This is a genomic window from Saccharibacillus kuerlensis DSM 22868, from assembly GCF_000378145.1.
GTDB lineage: Bacteria > Bacillota > Bacilli > Paenibacillales > Paenibacillaceae > Saccharibacillus > Saccharibacillus kuerlensis.
In genome coordinates, this window is sequence record NZ_KB899279.1 from 35339 (window position 1) to 53898 (window position 18560).

17 protein-coding genes and 5 tRNA genes are annotated in these 18560 nt (G+C 51.5%); 5 read left to right on the top strand and 17 right to left on the bottom strand.

Annotated features, from left to right (window positions below; translation table 11 throughout):
• Positions 1 to 73 precede the first annotated feature (73 nt).
• Positions 74 to 460, bottom strand: coding sequence for a helix-turn-helix domain-containing protein (locus F456_RS0104980; protein WP_018975900.1), 387 nt, complete (start codon positions 458 to 460; stop codon positions 74 to 76).
• Between the two features lie 161 nt (positions 461 to 621).
• Here F456_RS0104980 and F456_RS21765 point away from each other — a divergent pair, with 161 nt between their 5' ends.
• Positions 622 to 897: a hypothetical protein gene (locus tag F456_RS21765; protein ID WP_373290939.1), complete on the top strand. Its 276-nt coding sequence runs from the start codon at positions 622 to 624 to the stop codon at positions 895 to 897.
• A 314-nt stretch (positions 898 to 1211) separates the two neighbouring features.
• On the opposite strand, the gene F456_RS0104990 is transcribed toward F456_RS21765, so the two are convergent.
• The 6 genes from F456_RS0104990 to F456_RS0105020 all read right to left on the bottom strand — a co-directional run bounded on the left by F456_RS0104990 (position 1212) and on the right by F456_RS0105020 (position 2837).
• Positions 1212 to 1294 (bottom strand) — tRNA-Leu (locus F456_RS0104990).
• A 61-nt stretch (positions 1295 to 1355) separates the two neighbouring features.
• Positions 1356 to 1431, bottom strand: a tRNA-Lys gene (locus F456_RS0104995).
• A gap of 6 nt (positions 1432 to 1437) precedes the next feature.
• Positions 1438 to 1509 (bottom strand) — tRNA-Glu (locus F456_RS0105000).
• 263 nt (positions 1510 to 1772) lie between these two features.
• A tRNA-Ser gene (locus tag F456_RS0105005) sits at positions 1773 to 1864 on the bottom strand.
• A 7-nt stretch (positions 1865 to 1871) separates the two neighbouring features.
• A tRNA-Asn gene (locus F456_RS0105010) sits at positions 1872 to 1947 on the bottom strand.
• 401 nt (positions 1948 to 2348) lie between these two features.
• Positions 2349 to 2837, bottom strand: a complete 489-nt coding sequence (locus F456_RS0105020) for a SprT family protein (RefSeq protein ID WP_026293658.1) — start codon at positions 2835 to 2837, stop codon at positions 2349 to 2351.
• Positions 2838 to 3054: 217 nt separating this feature from the next.
• Between F456_RS0105020 and F456_RS21770 the strand changes: the two genes are divergently transcribed.
• Positions 3055 to 4554, top strand: a complete 1500-nt coding sequence (locus F456_RS21770) for a serine hydrolase domain-containing protein (protein WP_018975904.1) — start codon at positions 3055 to 3057, stop codon at positions 4552 to 4554.
• Between the two features lie 139 nt (positions 4555 to 4693).
• Here F456_RS21770 and F456_RS0105030 read toward each other — a convergent pair whose 3' ends face one another.
• The 8 genes from F456_RS0105030 to F456_RS0105065 form a co-directional block, all read right to left on the bottom strand.
• Entirely contained in the window at positions 4694 to 6841 is a 2148-nt protein-coding gene (locus tag F456_RS0105030) for a Tex family protein (protein ID WP_373290943.1), read from the bottom strand.
• A gap of 286 nt (positions 6842 to 7127) precedes the next feature.
• Positions 7128 to 8069: a TRM11 family SAM-dependent methyltransferase gene (locus tag F456_RS0105035; protein WP_018975906.1), complete on the bottom strand. Its 942-nt coding sequence runs from the start codon at positions 8067 to 8069 to the stop codon at positions 7128 to 7130.
• A gap of 150 nt (positions 8070 to 8219) precedes the next feature.
• Positions 8220 to 9152: an L-serine ammonia-lyase, iron-sulfur-dependent, subunit alpha gene (gene sdaAA / locus F456_RS0105040; protein ID WP_018975907.1), complete on the bottom strand. Its 933-nt coding sequence runs from the start codon at positions 9150 to 9152 to the stop codon at positions 8220 to 8222.
• A complete protein-coding gene (gene sdaAB / locus F456_RS0105045) occupies positions 9149 to 9838 on the bottom strand; it encodes an L-serine ammonia-lyase, iron-sulfur-dependent subunit beta (protein ID WP_018975908.1) in 690 nt (229 codons plus the stop codon). Before sdaAB ends, sdaAA begins: the two co-directional genes overlap by 4 nt.
• 406 nt (positions 9839 to 10244) lie before the next feature.
• Positions 10245 to 10595, bottom strand: a complete 351-nt coding sequence (locus F456_RS0105050; protein ID WP_018975909.1) for a type II toxin-antitoxin system PemK/MazF family toxin — start codon at positions 10593 to 10595, stop codon at positions 10245 to 10247.
• Between the two features lie 3 nt (positions 10596 to 10598).
• Entirely contained in the window at positions 10599 to 10880 is a 282-nt protein-coding gene (locus F456_RS0105055) for a CopG family ribbon-helix-helix protein (RefSeq protein WP_018975910.1), read from the bottom strand.
• A gap of 163 nt (positions 10881 to 11043) precedes the next feature.
• A complete protein-coding gene (gene alr, locus F456_RS0105060; RefSeq protein WP_018975911.1) occupies positions 11044 to 12252 on the bottom strand; it encodes an alanine racemase in 1209 nt (402 codons plus the stop codon).
• Between the two features lie 320 nt (positions 12253 to 12572).
• Complete coding sequence (locus F456_RS0105065) at positions 12573 to 13133, bottom strand: GbsR/MarR family transcriptional regulator (protein WP_018975912.1); 561 nt, start codon at positions 13131 to 13133, stop codon at positions 12573 to 12575.
• 365 nt (positions 13134 to 13498) lie between these two features.
• Here F456_RS0105065 and F456_RS0105070 point away from each other — a divergent pair, with 365 nt between their 5' ends.
• From F456_RS0105070 to F456_RS0105080, 3 genes are read left to right on the top strand one after another with little or no spacing between them, the layout of a single operon-like run.
• Entirely contained in the window at positions 13499 to 14719 is a 1221-nt protein-coding gene (locus F456_RS0105070; protein WP_018975913.1) for a quaternary amine ABC transporter ATP-binding protein, read from the top strand.
• The gene (locus F456_RS0105075) at positions 14694 to 15563 is read left to right on the top strand and encodes an ABC transporter permease (RefSeq protein ID WP_018975914.1); all 870 of its coding nucleotides are present in this window, start codon (positions 14694 to 14696) and stop codon (positions 15561 to 15563) included. Before F456_RS0105070 ends, F456_RS0105075 begins: the two co-directional genes overlap by 26 nt.
• On the top strand, positions 15560 to 16510 hold the full coding sequence (locus F456_RS0105080; RefSeq protein ID WP_018975915.1) for a glycine betaine ABC transporter substrate-binding protein: 951 nt from the start codon (positions 15560 to 15562) through the stop codon (positions 16508 to 16510). Before F456_RS0105075 ends, F456_RS0105080 begins: the two co-directional genes overlap by 4 nt.
• Positions 16511 to 16634: 124 nt before the next feature.
• Here the strand turns inward: F456_RS0105080 and F456_RS0105085 are convergent, their stop codons facing one another.
• Both F456_RS0105085 and F456_RS0105090 read right to left on the bottom strand, forming a co-directional pair.
• Positions 16635 to 17600: a 3'-5' exoribonuclease YhaM family protein gene (locus F456_RS0105085; protein WP_018975916.1), complete on the bottom strand. Its 966-nt coding sequence runs from the start codon at positions 17598 to 17600 to the stop codon at positions 16635 to 16637.
• A gap of 112 nt (positions 17601 to 17712) precedes the next feature.
• Positions 17713 to 18447, bottom strand: coding sequence for a ZIP family transporter (locus F456_RS0105090; protein WP_018975917.1), 735 nt, complete (start codon positions 18445 to 18447; stop codon positions 17713 to 17715).
• Between the last annotated feature and the right edge of the window lie 113 nt (positions 18448 to 18560).

An 18560-nucleotide genomic window follows, 5' to 3' on the forward strand; every position in this document is an offset into this window, starting at 1 on the left:
CTTTATTTATATGCTCTGTTCTCACACTCTATTCTTATGCTTTATCCTTATCTTCTGTTCTTATGCTTTATTTTTATGCATCCGTATCTTCAATCTCCAGCTTACCCAGTCTTCGGCTGCGCCGATAAGCGGCAAATTCCATATATTCACGTATAAACGTCTTCTCTTCATCGGACAGCTCATCTTCTTGGCAATTGGATTGCCCAGATTGTTCAAAAAAATAAGCACTCCCCGTTTCCTTAACCTCTTCCGGTTGCCATTCTTTTCCTGTCATCAACCAATCCAGGCTTACCGAAAAAAATGCCGCAATTTCGATCAACTTGTGCGTACTCGGTGTAGACTTGCCCCGGCGCCAATCACCCAAGTTCCCCGCACTAATCCCGAGGCGTTCTCCGAACGCCTTTTTGGTCATGCCACTGCTCTTAATCAGCTGCTCAATCCGCTCATAAATCGACTGCAAATTCCCATCCTCCTCCACGACACATCCATTAAAATGACTTATATGCGTATGTAAATATTGATAAATTACGCAATTGCGTATATAATCGGTTTTATGGTAAATGATCCCTCTTGATCTCTTATCGATTATAATTCATCCTTTTGCACCTGAATAGGAGGAGTATGATTTTGCATAGAAAAAAAGCCATTACCCCGTTTGGATGGGAAATTAAAAGACGTCTAGCAGAGCTGGAGATCGACCAGAAAACTTTTTGCGAAATGCATAACATTCCGCCTTCCCGTCTCTCCAACTTGATCAATGGCAGCCGCAAAGCCGCTAAATACCGCAAGCAGGTCTCACAGCTGCTCGGATTATCTTACACTTCAAGCCCCTCATCCATAGAGCTTCCTGTAAATGAACTTTTGCGTCTAACAGAAACTGCAGGAACAAGGAGGTAAATGTCCTATGCCGCACTCCCGTTCCTTTTTAAGCCGTTTCACACCGAGCAGATCGTCTGACTTACCCGCCTCTTGGACTGCTGCCTGCGCCCGCTGCAGCAGGATCTACCATGAAGGCAAATGGATTCATCCGGATTCCCACAAAAGCAGAAACGCCGTACTTACACACGATATCTGTCCCGACTGCATTCGCATCCTATATCCGAATTACGCTCATATCGCTGACATTTTATAGAACAGTCCATTATCTCAGAAAACATCTGTACAAAAACAAAAAGCGCAGATCCCTTAAGGAATCTGCGCTTTGGATCGTATGCGGTAGAGAGGACTCGAACCTCCACGGGTATACACCCACTACCCCCTCAAGATAGCGTGTCTGCCATTCCACCACTACCGCATATCAATATGGTTCGTTAAACGAACATTCACCATCTCTTCACTTCTGCAAAGAAATAAAATGGTGAGCCATGAAGGACTCGAACCTTCGACACCCTGATTAAAAGTCAGGTGCTCTACCAACTGAGCTAATGGCTCAAAACATGACCCGTAGGGGATTCGAACCCCTGTTACCTCCGTGAAAGGGAGGTGTCTTAACCCCTTGACCAACGGGCCTCATTGTGTTAGCGCTTGTCGCTCTCGCTTAAGCACAAGTAAGAGTATAGCAAACATGTATGCTAGATTGCAAGCCTTTTTTTAAAAATAATTTATTTTTTATTTTTCCACTTTTAAACCGCTTTATTTCTAAAAATTATAAGACGTATTGCTTAAAAATATAAGAAAATACAAAAAGAAATATAAAGGAAAATACAAAAAGAGGAACCTTCTCAGGTTCCTCATCCGGTCAAGTATTAAAGTCCCTTATAATTGAAACGATATGGCGGAGAGAGAGGGATTCGAACCCTCGCACCGCTAACGCAGTCTAACCCCTTAGCAGAGGGTCCCCTTATAGCCACTTGGGTATCTCTCCATAAAAATGGCTCCCCGAACAGGACTCGAACCTGTGACAACTCGATTAACAGTCGAGTGCTCTACCAACTGAGCTATCAGGGAACATTGGCTAACGTTTCAACAAGATATAATTTAGCATGCCAGGTTTTTTTCGTCAACCCCTTTTTTGATTTTTTTCATCAAACAAAAAGAACCCTGATCACCTCCGGTGAAATTCGGGTTCCTGTAAGTTTCTTTATGCAGATTTTTATGTTTGATTTTCCCGAGCTCCTCCCGCTTTGTTTTCGTCTTACGGGTTCTAAGATCCGCAAGAGCAAATGGGCTTCGCAGCTCCCCTGCATCCATCTTGCCTTCCCGGATTCGCTTGTCGCGAACTTTTCTTGCTGACGATTTGGCCATACTACTTAACTCCTCCTTCGTGCTTCAAACAAGATATGGGACCCTTAACTTAAGGCCTTTATTAATTATATCTTATTTTCAGACAGGAAAGCGAAAGTTTCCGTTCAAGCTCCGCTGCCGCTCTTCGTCTCCGACTTCAATTCTTCAAGACGAAGCCTGCCTGCACAGCGTCCGCAGCGATAACGCGAAGCATCCATACGCCGCTTGCGTTTGTATTCCATGCCGCATGTGGAGCAGGTCAGCTTGTACTTGAATGGCAGCACGCGCTTGGCCTTGTCCGGCAGTGCCTGGCAGTAGCGGCTTCCGCCCACTTTGGCCAGCAGACGCTTGAAATCGGCATCCCGGTGACGATAGCCACGTCCAGCAATATGCAGATGATAATGGCAAAGCTCGTGTTTGATGATCCCTTCTACCGCTTCCCGGCCATGCGCTTGAAGCTGGTGAGGATTGATCTCAATATCGTGTGACCGAAGTGCATAGCGCCCTCCCGTCGATCGAAGTCTGGCATTGAAAAAGGCACGGTGCCGGAACGGCACGCCGAAATGCTCGAGCGACACTTTTTCGATCCATTGTTGCAGTTCTGCGTCGGTCATTGTCCGCTCGCTGTGCAATTTGCATCCCCCTCTGTATGATCCTTCTATTGAATTGTAACTTGCGATTGGTCTACACTGTCAAGGAAAGGTTCTATGAAAGCGGTAACTAAAAATAAGGAATTAAGAAATCATGCGCCGTGAACATTCGATAGATGGCGCAGATCACAAGATCCTTTCGAGAATCCGAAGAAAATTATTTGTCTGGAGGCATGCACTGATGCACACAACCAAACTCCCGAGACGCCGACCTGAAGAAGCAGGAATCGATCCTCGCGGAATTCTCGATTTTCTGGATGCGGTATCGGAGGAACAATTCGATCTGCGGAGCTTCATGCTGCTGAGACGCGGCGAAGTCGCTGCCGAAGGCTGGTGGGCGCCCCATGCATCGGAAGACCGGCACGCGATGTATTCGGTCAGCAAAAGCTTTACGTCGACAGCTGTCGGTCTTGCGGTAGATGAAGGACTGCTCAATGTCGAAGACAAGGTCGCCGAGCTGATGCCGGAGCTGATGCCGACCGACCCGGATACCCTTTTGCTCAAAATGACTGTACACGACCTACTCGTTATGGGTACGGGACACCGGGAAGATCCGTTAAACGCCGTTCGTCCGATACCGGATTCCGACTGGGCTCGGACCTTCCTCTCGGCAAACGTTGAAAATGTTCCTGGAAGCGTCTTCTCCTACAGCAGCGGAGCAACCTATATGCTGTCCGTTATTCTTCAGAAACTCACTGGGCAAAAGATACTTGATTATCTCGAATCCCGCTTATTCGCTCCTCTCGGTATTCAGCGAAAAACGTGGCAGGAAAGTCCGCAGGATATTACTGCAGGCGGTTGGGGACTTAAACTTTCCAGTGAGGATCTCGCCAAATTTGGACAGCTTTATCTGCAAAAAGGCATGTGGAACGGACAGCGAATTATATCTGAAAATTGGGTCGAACTGGCCTCATCGAAACGTATCGATACCGGCGACGACAAGGACGGCGACTGGACACGCGGTTACGGATACCAGTTCTGGTTGTGCCGACATAATGCTTACCGGGCCGACGGCGCTTTTGGACAGTTCTGTCTGATTCTGCCTGAACAGGAGGCTGTAATCGTCTTGACGTCTGCAATTTCGCGGACTCAGGAGCTGCTTGAAGCGGTCTGGAGACATCTGCTTACGGCGATGCATAATGGGCCGCTTGCCCTCAATACAGCTGGCGAGAAAGCGGCAGAACGGCTGCAGGCGCTGGAATACGCTTCGGACCCGGCAGGCGAAGTGCCGGCGAATGAGCCTTGGTCCGGCCGATTATACCGGCTGGACGGGGAGCTTGGCGGCGGGCCGAAGCTTGAGGCTGCCCGCTTTACTGCAGACGAGGACGGTTCGGTCCTCGTCGAACTGTGGGAAGCCGGAGACAAGGCGGCGGATTCAAGAGAGGCCCGGGAGCATGCGATCACGCTGCGCTGCGGCGCAGGCGAATGGCGCAGAACCGAGACGAAGGTTCCTCCGGGCAGCTCTACTCTTGCGCCGGATACGGGACCGGCACACGGTTGGGCCAGCCGATATGCGGACGGCTCGCTGCGGCTGGTTATCCGCTTCGCGGAAGAGCCAATTGTCTTAAACTTCACGGCCGTTTTCGACGGCGACACAATAATATTGACCGAGCATGGCAGCAGGGAGTTGGGCCGCGAACAAGCGAGCGTTACCGGACTGGCCAAGACCTTCCCGGAATAAGTTCCGGCAGCTTGAGCAGGTCCCCTCCTCTCCTACGGAACACCTTTTACTATTTATGAGCAGCAAAAAAAGCGTCCCGGAACCATCTCCGGGACGCTTTTCATATGCAGCCTTATCCTTGCCTTTATTGCTGCTGGCTTTAACCGTTCTCTACGGGTCCGCGCATCGTAAGACCGACGCGGCCTTTTTTGAGATCCACATTCAGCACCCATACCGTGACGGTGTCGCCGACAGCCACAACGTCCATTGGGTGCTTAACAAAGTTTGAGCTGAGCTGCGAAATATGCACCAGACCATCGCTCTTGATGCCGATATCGACAAACGCACCGAAGTCGATAACGTTGCGCACCGTGCCCTGCAGTTCCATGCCAGGCTTCAGGTCCTCGATCTTCAGCACATCCGTACGGAAGATCGGCGCCGGCAGCTCTTCGCGCGGGTCGCGGCCCGGACGCAGCAGACTTTCAATGATGTCTTTCAGCGTTGGCAGACCGACTTCAAGCTTGTCCGCCAGTGCCTGCACATCCGCCGCCTCCAGCGCTTCACGCATCGGTACGGTACCGAGGTCGGCCGCTGTTACCTTAAGCTCGGCAAACAGACGGTCGACAACTTTATACGATTCCGGGTGAATCGGCGTACGATCGAGTGGATTTGTTCCTTCGATGCGCAGGAAGCCTGCACATTGCTCCAGCGTCTTCGCACCGAGACGCGGTACCTTCTTCAGCTCCGCCCGGCTGGAGAACGAACCGTTCTCGTTGCGGTATTTAACGATATTGCGAGCGGTCGTCTGGTTGATGCCCGCGACATACGACAGCAGCGACGGCGAAGCGGTATTTACGTCGACTCCGACATGGTTAACGGCCGACTCGACGACAGCCTTCAGCTGGCCTTCCAGCTGCTTCTGCGATACATCATGCTGATACTGGCCGACGCCGATCGCTTTCGGATCGATCTTGACCAATTCCGCCAGCGGGTCCTGTACCCGGCGGGCAATCGAAGCGGCACTGCGCTCCGCTGCATCCATATCCGGGAATTCTTCCTGGGCGATCTTCGATGCGGAGTACACACTGGCACCGGCTTCGTTAACGATCAGGTAGGCGAGTTTGCGTCGTCCCGCATGACCGGCGATCCAATCCGCGACGAACTGCTCCGTTTCGCGAGAAGCCGTACCGTTGCCGATGACGATCAGCTCCAAGTCGTATTTCTCTACCAGTTCGCTGAATTTCTCCGAAGCTTCGCGGACTTGACTGCGCGGCGGAGTCGGATAAGTCACAGCCACTTCCAGCAGCTTGCCCGTTTCATCGAGAGCCGCAAGCTTGCAGCCTGTCCGGAATGCAGGGTCAACGCCCAGCACCCGCTTGCCGCGTACCGGCGGCTGCAGCAGCAGACTGCGCAGATTGCCAGCGAAGATCGAGATCGCCTGAGCATCGCCCTTTTCCGTCAGTTCGCTGCGCACTTCACGTTCGATCGATGGCGCAATCAACCGCTTGTACGCATCTTCGATCGCGCGTTCCAGCAGCGGATGCGTCGGCGACGAGCCTTTGATCACTCGTTTGGAAATATAACGTATGATTGGGGCGGAATCGGTCTCAAGCGCAACTTTCAGCACATTTTCCCGTTCTCCGCGGTTAATCGCCAGAATACGGTGCGGCGGCATCTTTTTCGCCAGTTCCCGGTAGCTGTAGTACATTTCGTATACGGATTCGGCAGATGCATCTTTTGCCTCTGTTGCCAGAATCGCATGATCCAGCGTGTACGTCCGCACCCAGGCACGGATTTTCGCGTCGTCTGCAAGCTGCTCCGCTACGATATCAAGTGCGCCTCCCAGCGCTTCTTCGGCCGACGCCACCCCTTTGTCTTCCGAAATATAACGGGCCGCTTCCTTGTCGATATCCGCACGAACCGGCTGGCTCAGCAGCCACTCGGCCAGCGGTTCCAACCCTTTCTCTTTCGCCACACTGGCACGCGTTTTACGCTTCTGGCGAAACGGACGGTACAAGTCTTCAATCTGCTGCAGCTTTACAGCTTCCAAAATGGAACGTTTCAGTTCTTCCGTCAGTTTGCCCTGCTCATCGATAATGCGCAGTACTTCCTGCTTGCGCACGTGAAGTCCGCGTGCATACTGCACGCTCTCTTCAATATCTCTTAACTGGTTCTCATCCAGTTCTCCGGTCATTTCTTTGCGGTAGCGTGCGATAAAAGGCACGGTATTCCCTTCGTCGAGCAGCGATACCGCCGCTTTTACCTGCTTCGCCGCTACTCCAAGCACTTCCGCCGTCCGGCGGAACATCGTTTCGCGCTCGGAAGCTGTCATCTCGGACGAGCCGGCTTCGGTGTTCAATTCCAGATCAGACACAAAATCTCCCTCTTTCTGCTGCTGCTTGTTCTCCAACCGCCGGAATCCATCTCCGGGCGGTCCGGTCCATTCCGCGTGCATACAGCGTATCTTCAAAACCACAAGTTTTGAAAATACGCCGGACGCCGCGAAAAACGGTGTTTTTATTATGACAGACTAACGTTCCCTTCGGCAAACGAAAATCACTTTGTCAGCCTGCTGCCCTTAAAACATTTCATTATTATTTCGATACAACTAGAAAAATATACCGTGCAAACCGACCTTTGCGTACTACACAGCGGTCAGACACGAAAAAATCGGCAGCCTCAAGCTCCGTTTCAATGTCTTCCGTCGCTACAATTAGACAGCGATCGGCCAAGCGCCTCGCCCCAAGCAGCATCTCAAATCGCTCGTCTGTCGTAAGTACCGAACACAGATTGTAAGGCAGGTCCAGTACCAGCGCATCATACTTTCCTTGAAGCGTACGCATATCCGCAACACCTACGGTACCCGGCAGGCCAAAATGCGTCAGATTCTCCCGCGCTCCGATTGCGGCCAGCGGATTCAGATCGAAGCCGTCCATTTGTATGCCCATTGATTTCGCTTCGATCAGCACTGTCCCGATTCCGCAGCAGGGATCGACCGCTGTAACGCCTTCCGGCTGAGGCACGGCAATATTCACCACCGCTCTTGCCATACGTGTTCCGAGTGCGGTCGAATACTGACGCGGCTTCTCGTTGTGATACAGCCAGACAGCTTCGCTCTCCTTATAGGCGCCGAGCAGCCATATCCCTTTCACATAGGCAATCCCATACAGCCGCTGCGGAGTTTTCATGTCTGCCCGACCGCGAAAATGTGCGCCAATGATTCGCTCGACACGCCGTCGTTCGGTATAGTCCGCCGTCCCGTCCGCCGCGATATACCGCAGCTTGAACGTTTGTCCGTCAAGCTCCAACCGGGATGCCGCTTCTGCCATCCCTTTCAGACTGTCCTCTGCCGCCTCGACGGCAAGCCGACCATGAACGAACGGACTGCGCGACGGATCCATGCGTCGGTTCGACACAATGAATTTCTCACAAGGAGCCGAGTCAAACAAAGTGCGCAGTTCCATTTCGCACAGCGGGCGCTCTTCTTCGTGGCAGGCGAAGTCATACAAATAAGCCGGATAACGCTCCAATCCCATCCCTATCTCTCCGTTCTCCCATCCTCAAAAAAAGACGAAGCGTCCGGCTGTATCCGCCACCGGCATCCGCTCCGCCTCTCCAATCACTCGTCTAAAAAACCTTCAAATTCGGAACCCATTCGTTCATGCCGAACTTTGCAAAAATATGAATTATTCTGCCGTTTTGACCGTTTCAGCTGCCTCTTCTGACTCGGGTTCCAAAGGTTTGCGGCCTTTCATTAGCCCTTCGGTCAGCTTGCGGCCCGTCGGGGTCTGAGCCAATCCGCCTTGTCCCGTCTCCCGGTGTCCGCTCGGCATAGCCGCGCCAACTTCGAGCATGACGCTGACCACTTCGTCGGAAGGAATAGCGCTGCGCACGCCGGCCAGGCCCATATCCGCCGCAGCCAACGCATTGACCGCGCCCAAGCCGTTGCGAACAATACACGGAATCTCGACAAGTCCGGCTACCGGGTCACAGATCAGGCCCAGTGTATTTTTAAGTGCCAGTCCAACGGCATGCATAGCCTGCTCGGCGCTGCCGCCGCGCAGCTCAACGAGCGCTCCGGCCGCCATACCGATTGCCGATCCCACTTCCGCCTGGCAGCCGCCTTCCGCGCCAGAGATAAACGAGTTATTGGCAATCACATAGCCGATCGCTCCTGCGGCGAACAGTCCGTTCACCATATGCTCATCGCTCCAGCCAAATCGTTCCTGGGAGCTGACGAAGACGCCGGGAATAATTCCGCACGACCCTGCCGTCGGTGTGGCGATAATGCGCCCCATCGAAGCATTCACTTCTGATACGGCCAGCGCATAGGCCATGGCACGCGAAGAAGGATCCCCGGAAGACGGCGTACCGTTTTCAACCAGATCCAGCACTTTTACAGCGTCCCCTCCACTGAGGCCGCTGCGCGATACCGTCTGCTCTGTAAGACCCCGACGCACCGCTTCTTTCATCTTCTCGTAATAGTCGGCCATCTGCGCCACAATCTCTTCGCGCGGCACGCCCGTCTCCGCAGCTTGATCTTCAATCATGACTTCAGCCAGTGTCTTGCTTTCTTCCAGGCTGATCGCAGCCAGTTCCTTCAATGTCCGGAATCTCATTGGCTCTGCGCCTCCCTGCTGTTCAAGTTAATTACGATCACTTCGATTACATCGCTGATCCCACGAAGCCGCTGCAGCAGGTCCTGACCCGGAACGGAATCCAGCTCCATAACGGTCATTGCTTCTGCACTGCGGCCTTTGCGATCGACGCCCATATAGCCGATATTGGTCTCGCTATCGCTCAAAATCGCGGTCAATGAAGCGATCACACCCGGACGATCGTGGTGCAGCACGACGATCGTCGGGTACTCGCCGCTGCAGCGGACATCGAATCCGTTCATCTCGTGAATCATGATGTTTCCACCGCCGATCGAGGCGCCAAGCACTTGGGCACTGCGGCCATCTGCCGCCGTGAGTTCCAGCTTCGCAGTGTTCGGGTGAGGGGCCATACCGACGCCTTTGACAAACACAATCTCGATTTCGCGGCGCGCCGCTTCTTCAAGAGCCTCCGCTATACGGGCATCATCCGTGGCATAGCCGAGCAGCCCGCCCGCCAGTGCCAGATCCGTTCCGTGTCCCCAATACGTTTCGGCAAACGATCCGTACAGGGCAATTTTCGCACTAACCGGCTCTTCGCCAAGCAGCTGTCTGCCAATTAATCCAATACGAACCGCTCCTGCCGTATGTGAGCTAGATGGACCGACCATGGAAGGTCCTATAATGGAAAACACATTTTTAAACCGCATGTGCAAGCTCTCCTCGCTTCATCAGTAATCATTGCCGATAATCGACCGCGAAATTCAATCGTTTGTCTTTATCGTTCACACCTGCTTATTTTACACGCGAAAAGGCTTTGCGTCGACTTATTCGCATTACTTCGATACCGCAAAAAAGCTTTATCCCACCATAATCGATACGAATTTCCTGAATACATATTTGTTAGATTGATGTCAGATTTATTCCTATTCCCCTATATCAAAGACATGGAGAAAAATATACGGTCCGATAAAAAAGTAAAACAGCAAAAAAAAGGAGCCGCCTATGCGAATGTTTCGCACAGGTCGTGCTCCTCTTTCGTGTGGTAGAGACCCGCCCCCGGCTTGCGAACGAGCATTCCACCTTAACGCCGCGCAAACGGCAAGGCGTTCCGGATCAAAAATCGACCAAGCTCAAGCTGATCTGCAGGGATTCGTCTACCCTCTTCATCGTCTCTTCGCCAAGTCTTGTAATCCGGTCCGTCAAGCGCTGCTTATCGATCGTTCGAATCTGTTCAAGCAGGACGACGGAATCCCGATCGAATCCATGCGTTTTCGCATCGATTTCTACGTGGGTCGGCAGTTTCGCTTTCTGAATTTGGGCGGTAATCGCCGCGACGATGACCGTAGGGCTGAAGCGATTGCCGATATCGTTCTGAATAACCAATACCGGCCTTACTCCGCCCTGCTCGGACCCCACCACCGGCGATAGGTCCGCAAAAAATACGTCACCGCGTTTTACAAGCAATAGTTACACCCCGCTTACTAAGCGAACCAGAGTGATGTCTGCATCTTCCTCCGCATGAAAAGCTTCACAAGCCATCGACAAATTGATATGGGCCATTTCCATGTAACCCTGCTGCATCGACTCGCGGATATACCGCTTCTTCCGGTCGACCAGATACTGTCTCATTGCCAACCTGATCAATTCACTGCGATTGGAATTTTCCAAAGCTGCGATTCCATCCACTTCTTGCAGAAGATGATCGGGTAAGCTGATCATCACTCTCTTGGTGCTTTGCAAGTTCGCCACCGTTCGTCCACCCCCATGAGCTTGTACCCGCCAACGTTTCCTGCCTTACGGATCGTCCATTTTTCGGGAACTGTTGAAAAGCGTATATACGATGCGTATATCACCTATGCTGCCACTCATTATAGCCTACAATCATTCATCCGTACAGCCCAATTCTTCACATTTATTTAGAAAGAACTTGAAAAGCAGTCGGATTTTCATGCAGCAGGGGGTTTAATTCCGCAATTTTGACGCCTTGGCGCACGTAAATTCGCGGTACTCGATGGGCGAGCATGCACACCACTTCATAATGGATTGTTCCCAGTTTGGCGGCAATTTCGTCTGCGGTAATACTCTCACCGGACTGGCTGCCGAGCAGAACAACCTCCTCGCCTTCTTGGATATCTTCCGCATCTGCGAAAGATTTGAGCGACACCATACATTGATCCATACAAATTGTTCCGGTCACCGGAGCCCGTTGACCCCGGATCAGTACTTCTGCCTTGCCGCCAAGCATTCGCGAGTAACCGTCGGCATAACCGATCGGCAGCGTCGCGATTCTTTCTCCGGCCTCTGCCGTGTAGAGCGAGCCATAGCTGATTCCCATAGCGTTCTGCAGCGTCTTGACGAACACTGCCTCCGTCTTGAGCGTCAGCACAGGTTTCAAGGCAACGGCAGTACGGCCCACTTCGCAGGAAGGATAAAGCCCATACAGCGAAATCCCAATTCGAACCATTTTCGGGGACAACCCCGGCGTGTCGATCGCGGCGGCACTATTGCCGGTATGTATCAACGGGATGTCGATGCCTTCCTGCTCAAGCGCGTCCGTTAGGTTTCGGAACTCTTCATATTGGTTCATGGTATAGGTCTTGTCGGCTTCATCCGCTCTGGCAAAGTGCGTAAACAGCCCTTCAACTTCGATTGTATCCACTTCCAGCGCCTTTTTGACAAAAGCATGTGCATCTGGTCCAACTATCTGTCCCAGACGTCCCATACCGCTATCCACTTTAATGTGAACTTTGAGCTGGGCATGAGACGGAGAACTTTCCAACTTACGCGCCGCTTCCAACACTTCATCGCTGAACAAAGCAACTGTAATGCCAAAGTCCCTTGCGACAGCCAGTCCTTCTGGAGGAGTATAACCCAGTACCAGAATAGGAATAGAGACTCCCGCATAACGAAGCTCCAGCGCCTCATCAAGGAAAGCGACGCTCAAATAATCGGCTCCCAGACGCTCCAGCTCACGGCTGACTTCCACGGCTCCATGTCCGTAGGCATTTGCTTTGACGCAGGCTAGAAGAAGGGTCGAAGAATGTAGATGCAAACGAAAAGCCTCGTAATTGGCGCGAAGCGCATCCAAATCTACGACGGCTTGAGTAGGACGATACTGCATAGGCAAAACAGCCACCTCTAAATGTAAATTTATTAATTCCAGCGTAAACTCGGAAAGCGGGGCTGTCAATGCCGGCAGACCAGTCCACAGAGCTAAAGAATTGTACGCGAAAACAAGGCCAGAGGACAAAATCCACCTACAATCAAAACATTACCCGCGCAGGGTTTTTTAGAAGCGCTGCTTGGAGCACTTATCCCGAAATAAAGAAACAAAGCAAAAAAAGCCGATCAAATCGGCAATCTTCGCAGGAAAAGCTTATTTCGGGAAAGGGAACCAGGCGAACGTTTCCCAAGTCGGCCCTTTACACATTGTTTTCAATCTTATGATTCTCTGGGAACCAATTTGTACAATTCCCCATCTTCCATCGCATCGATCACCCGGTCAAGCCATCTATAGTAGCTTTCCGCCTGGCGGATTTTATCACGGTCTTTCGTTAATATTTCAACAACAAATTCACTGGCATCCGGCTGCTCAAGCAGACGGTCAATCTCTTTTAATGCTCTGCGCAGAACCTGAAGGTTGCTCTCCACAGCTCTTCTCCATTGTGTAGCAAAATAATCGGTAAAAGTCTGATACCAGTCGTATTCAACTTCATACAGATCTTTACGCGACCCTTTTTCCCAAACTTTGTTCACCATATTCAAATCGAGCAGTGTACGTACGCCTGTACTCATACTCGTCTTACTCATCTGCATCTCGCGTCCCATTTCATCAAGCGTCATCGGCTTATCCGCGAAAAAGAGCAGTCCATACAGGTGTCCAGTCGACAGTGTAATCCCGTACAGTTCCATATTTCGGCCTACAACCTCGATTACACGTTTGCGTATGCGCTGAACAGCTTGGTGTTCTTCTTCACTCCACTGGTTTTGGTCCAAGCCCATGCCTGAAACCTCCTTATATCTTCCCCGCGCGCACCGCCCTTTTGTGCCATGGACGCGATTTATCATATTCATTCTAGGAGAACGCTTATGAATTGTAAAGTGCTCAGAAAGCGAGGATACAGGAGTAATTTCGAGCATTTTCGACTATTGTTCTGTACAGTTTTTTCTGTACAAACTTAACGTACGGATTTTAAGTTTGTACAGAAAAGATTAGTCTGTTACAATTTAGGACGTTGGCATCAAGCAGCTCGCTTGGTTACGGGATCTAAATTAGATAAAACTGACGAGCTCCGGAAATACGCTTAGTGCGGAATACTCTCCATATTTCTCGAAAACATTTTTAAACCAAAAAAGAGGTGAACGAAATGCCGATACTCAGTATCCGCAACGTGAGCAAATTGTTCGGACCCAATGCGGCGCAGGGAGTTAAACTTCTGAACCAGGGCTATAACAAAGAACGGCTTGCCAAAGAAAAACAAATCACTGTCGGGGTTAACCAGGTGAACATGGATATCGAGCAGGGGGAAATCTTCGTTATTATGGGCTTGTCGGGCAGCGGCAAGTCGACGCTCGTTCGCATGTTCAACCGGTTGATCGATCCGAGCGCAGGACAAATCCTTGTACATGACAAGGATATTATGAAGATGAACGCCGAACAGCTGCGTGACGTGCGCCGCAAAACGATCAGCATGGTATTTCAGAAGTTTGCGTTGTTCCCGCATCGCAGTGTACTCGATAACGTCGAATACGGTCTTGAGATTCAGAAGATAGATAAGTCGAAGCGACGCGCAAAAGCCATGCAATCGTTGGAATTGGTCGGACTCAAAGGCTGGGAAGACAAAATGCCAGACGAACTGAGCGGCGGCATGCAGCAGCGTGTCGGTCTTGCCCGGGCATTGGCTAACGATCCGGAAGTACTGCTGATGGATGAAGCGTTCAGTGCGCTCGATCCTCTGATTCGCCGCGATATGCAGGACGAACTGCTTGATCTGCAGGAGAAAATGAAGAAAACGATCATCTTTATCACACACGATCTGGACGAAGCGCTTCGCATCGGCGACCGAATCGCACTGATGCGCGACGGTGAAGTCGTACAGATCGGTACGCCGGAAGAGATCTTGATTCATCCAGCCAACCGCTACGTGCAGCGCTTCGTTGAAGACGTTGATCTGTCGAAAGTACTTACGGCTTTACATGTTATGCGTCGTCCAGAAACGATTACACCGGACCGTGGACCACGTGTTGCCTTGGAACTAATGCGTGAACGCGGCGTCTCGAACTTGTTCGTGATCGACCGTGGGAAACGCCTGCTCGGTGCTATCACTGCCGAAGACGCTTCCCGCGCAGTAAAAGAAAAGCTTTCTATTGAAGACATTATGATTTCAGAATGTCCAACATGTCCCCCAGATCGCGTAATTGGAGAGATGTTCGAGCTGAGCAGTACATCGCCGCTGCCGATTTCGGTCGTGGATGAAGAAAACCGCCTGCTGGGCGTCGTGGTCAGAGGCAGCCTGCTGGGCGCCATGGCTGGAGAAGTGGAGAACGAAGGAGTGAACGGCAATGCAGCACCAACTATTGTCGGCTGATATGCCGAAACTTCCGATCGCAAGCTGGGTCGATACGGCCGTTGATTGGATGAGTACGAATCTGGAAGGACTCTTTGACGGTATTGCCTTCACGATCGAAAAAGTTGTCACCTTTTTCACCGACGTCTTTACTTCCCCGCATCCCATCTTGTTCATTATTATTCTTGCCATCATTGCCTACTTTGCTGGCAAGTGGAAACTATCCTTATTCTCGGCGCTAGGTTTCCTACTAATCTGGAACCTGGGCTACTGGGAAGCAACAATGAGCACATTGGCACTCGTCCTGACTTCAGGACTGGTCTCAATCGTTATCGGGATTCCGATCGGCATCCTGTGCGCGAAAAGCCGCGGCGCTTCGAACGTTATTACCCCTCTGCTGGACTTTATGCAGACCATGCCGGCGTTCGTATATCTGCTTCCTGCCGTTACATTCTTTAGCCTTGGCGTCGTCCCGGGTGTTATCGCGTCTATTATATTCGCTATCCCGCCTACCATTCGCCTAACTAACTTGGGCATTCAACAGGTATCGAGCGAGCTGGTAGAAGCGGCAGATGCATTCGGTTCAACCGGCGCCCAGAAACTGTTCAAGGTTCAGCTTCCGCTGGCCATGCCGACGATCTTAGCCGGCATTAACCAAACGATCATGCTGTCGCTGTCGATGGTAGTCATCGCCTCGATGATCGGTGCACAGGGTATCGGTGTCGAAGTCTATCGGGCTGTTACGCAGCTGCGTATCGGCCAAGGTTTCGAAGCCGGCCTCGCCGTCGTCGTACTGGCTATTGTCCTCGACCGCTTATCGCAAAATATATTCAAACCTGCACAAAAAAGGAGAAATGCGAAATGAAAAAGTTCAACTTTGGCACGAAGAAATGGTTCGGAATGACAAGTCTGGCGGCTGTATTGGTACTGGGGGCCTGCTCCTCGGGTGGTGGCTCAACAACTACAGGTACAGATGCTGCAAATAACAGCGATAGTACAAGCACACAGGCTTCGATCGGCGCTCAAGTCGACCACAAGATTATCGGTATCGATCCGGGTGCAGGTATTATGACGGCTACACAAAAGGCGATCGACGACTACGGTTTGAGCGATTGGAACCTGATTGAAGGATCTGGAGCGGCTATGACGGCCACGCTCGATAAAGCAATCAAAAAAGAAGAGCCGATCATCATTACAGGCTGGACTCCGCACTGGATGTTCGCCAAATATGATCTGAAATACCTGGAAGATCCGAAGAAATCTTATGGCGATGCTGAAGAAATTCACACCATTGCACGCCTTGGACTTCAAGAAGACCATCCGGAAGCTTACCAATTCCTGACCAACTTCGAGTGGACGGAAGAGGAAATGGGCGAAATGATGATCGCAATCCAGGACGGCACATCGGCGGAACAAGCTGCTGCCGACTTCGTTGAAGCTCACCCTGAGCGTGTAGCAGAATGGACAAACGGCATTACACCAGTAGATGGAGAAACCATCACGCTGGCTTTCGTTGCTTGGGATTCCGAGATTGCCAGCACTAACCTCGTGAAGTACATCATGCAGGAAGAACTGGGCTTTACCGTTAAAGATCTGCAGGTCGATGCTGGTCCAATGTGGCTGGGCGTAGCTCAGGGCGATGCTGACGCAAGTCTTGCCGCCTGGCTGCCGCTGACTCACGCTGACTACTGGAACCAGTATCAGGACAAGATCGAAGATCTGGGCGCTAACATGAAAGGCGTGAAAACAGGTCTAGTCGTACCGGCTTATGTCGATGCGAACTCGATTGAAGATTTAGTAGATTCCAAGTAAGCACGGCTAAACCTTTGAAGCGATCCCTTTCTGGGATCGCTTTTTTCTATTCGGCCTCTTCTTGGCAGCAAAAACAAAAAACGCGATTCCTTGTGGAATCGCGTTCTGGTTGTTGAACTGCTGTTTAATTCTGGTCCTTGGGGCCCCGATACAGCGCTTTGCCTTCCAGCACGCGCAGCGGTACTGTCCATTCTTCATTGTCCGGCATCATATCGAGCGCATCTTCGGCAGCCTGAAGTTTGGCATCGAGCTGATCGATATAATGCAGCGCAATGGCTTCGGCCGTTTGCGGCTGAACAGGGCTTCCCCATTCGCCTTTGTTGTGATGGGCCAGAATCATATGCTGCATCAGAATGACTTTTTCCGATGTAGGGTCCATCTCCAGCTTGATCGCCGCTTCCGTTACCCAAGTCGAAGCCATTGCCAGATGACCCATCAGTTTGCCGGTAAAGCTGTACTCCGAAACCACACCCAGCTCCGCCGTCATCTCCTCCGTTTTGGCAATATCATGCAGGATAATCCCCGCCAGCAGCATGTCCCGGTTCAGGAACGGACGCTGCTTGCAGATGAATTCGGCCAATTCCAGCATACGTACCGTATGGTAAGCAAGCCCGGCATAAAAGGCATGGTGCATCCCTTTGGCAGCCGGGTAATGCATCAGCTTGTCGCCGACCTTCTCGATGCAGTAATCGACGATACGGCGAAGATCCGTATCCGAGATGCCTGCGGCGGTCGTCTTGATCGTGTACACAAGATCATTCGGCGGCACCGGCGCAGAACGGATAAAGTCGGTTAATGTGTACCCGTCTTCCGGATCTGCTGCACGCAGCTTGACCACTTTGAACTGCGGCTTTTCTCTGTATTTTTGCACAACACCGCGAACTTTCACCAGCATCGGCGCAAAAAATGTTTCCTTATCCGCAGTGCTGACATCCCAAAACTTCGCGGGTATCTCACCGCTCGCGTCAGCCAGTACCAGATCGAAATAATCTTTTGGCGGCGTAGCGTTCGTTTGTTTCAAATCGGCAGACTTCAGCAGGTAAAATCCTACAATGTCGTCGCCTTCAACAAATTCTTTGATCGTTTTCATTTGATTCCTCCGGTTGTGTTAAGTCGTGGATCGAAGCCCTATCGGACCGAATCGCTTTCTTCTATTATATAGATTACTCGTACAGGAATGAAACCTTTTGCTTATCCGTTAATCAGAAAGCCAGAAGCATCATCGAATACCCAATGGTTCCAAGCAGGAACATGCCGAGACTGCTCTGCTTTTCTTCGGGCAGCTCCTCCTTAAGCACATTCAGCAAAATGCCGCCTGACAGGAAAGCGAACAGCGAAGCCAGCACCAGCTCCGGCACTTCCGTCAGCATTCCGATTCCCCAGCCGATCAGGATACTGGCGGTCAGGATCCATCGGCCTCGGCGGTCGTAACGTTCCTGATGATCTTCCCTCAATGAATGGTCGTTGACTACAAAGTGCAGCGCCATCGCCAGCGAAAACAGAATCAAATTCCATGCCGTTTCCTGAATCCGGTGTACAAGCAGATAGCCGATCAGCGCATTGTAAAGGGCAAACGAGATCATATGCACCCGGTATATGCCATAACTCGGCCGAGCTTCTCCGTGCCGCTCCTGGCTTTGTTGGCGTGAAATCTTAACCGTCCGCTCCAGCGCATAAAAGACGACCAGGCCCAGCATCGCGATCAAATAAGCGTGATGTTCCATAAAGCTCAAAATATCCAGATGCTCGCTGCTTTCAAATGACTCCTGGTGTTCCTTCAGTTCAGGCAAAATATGCACGAAGACATAAGCAACCGCCACGCCGCCGGCCAACGATAGGAAGCGGCTTCGCGGAACAGTATCCAAAAACTTCATCGAAGCGGAGAACATATGCACCAGCGCCATCAGCACCGCTATCAAAAAAATCAATCCGTTCATCCCGTTCCACCCCTCCCTTCCGATTGATAGAAAGATACCCTGCCATCCGAAAACGCGATCGTTCCGCATTTCCGCTGCAGGGTATCTCTTTCGCTACATTTGTCCTATTCTTC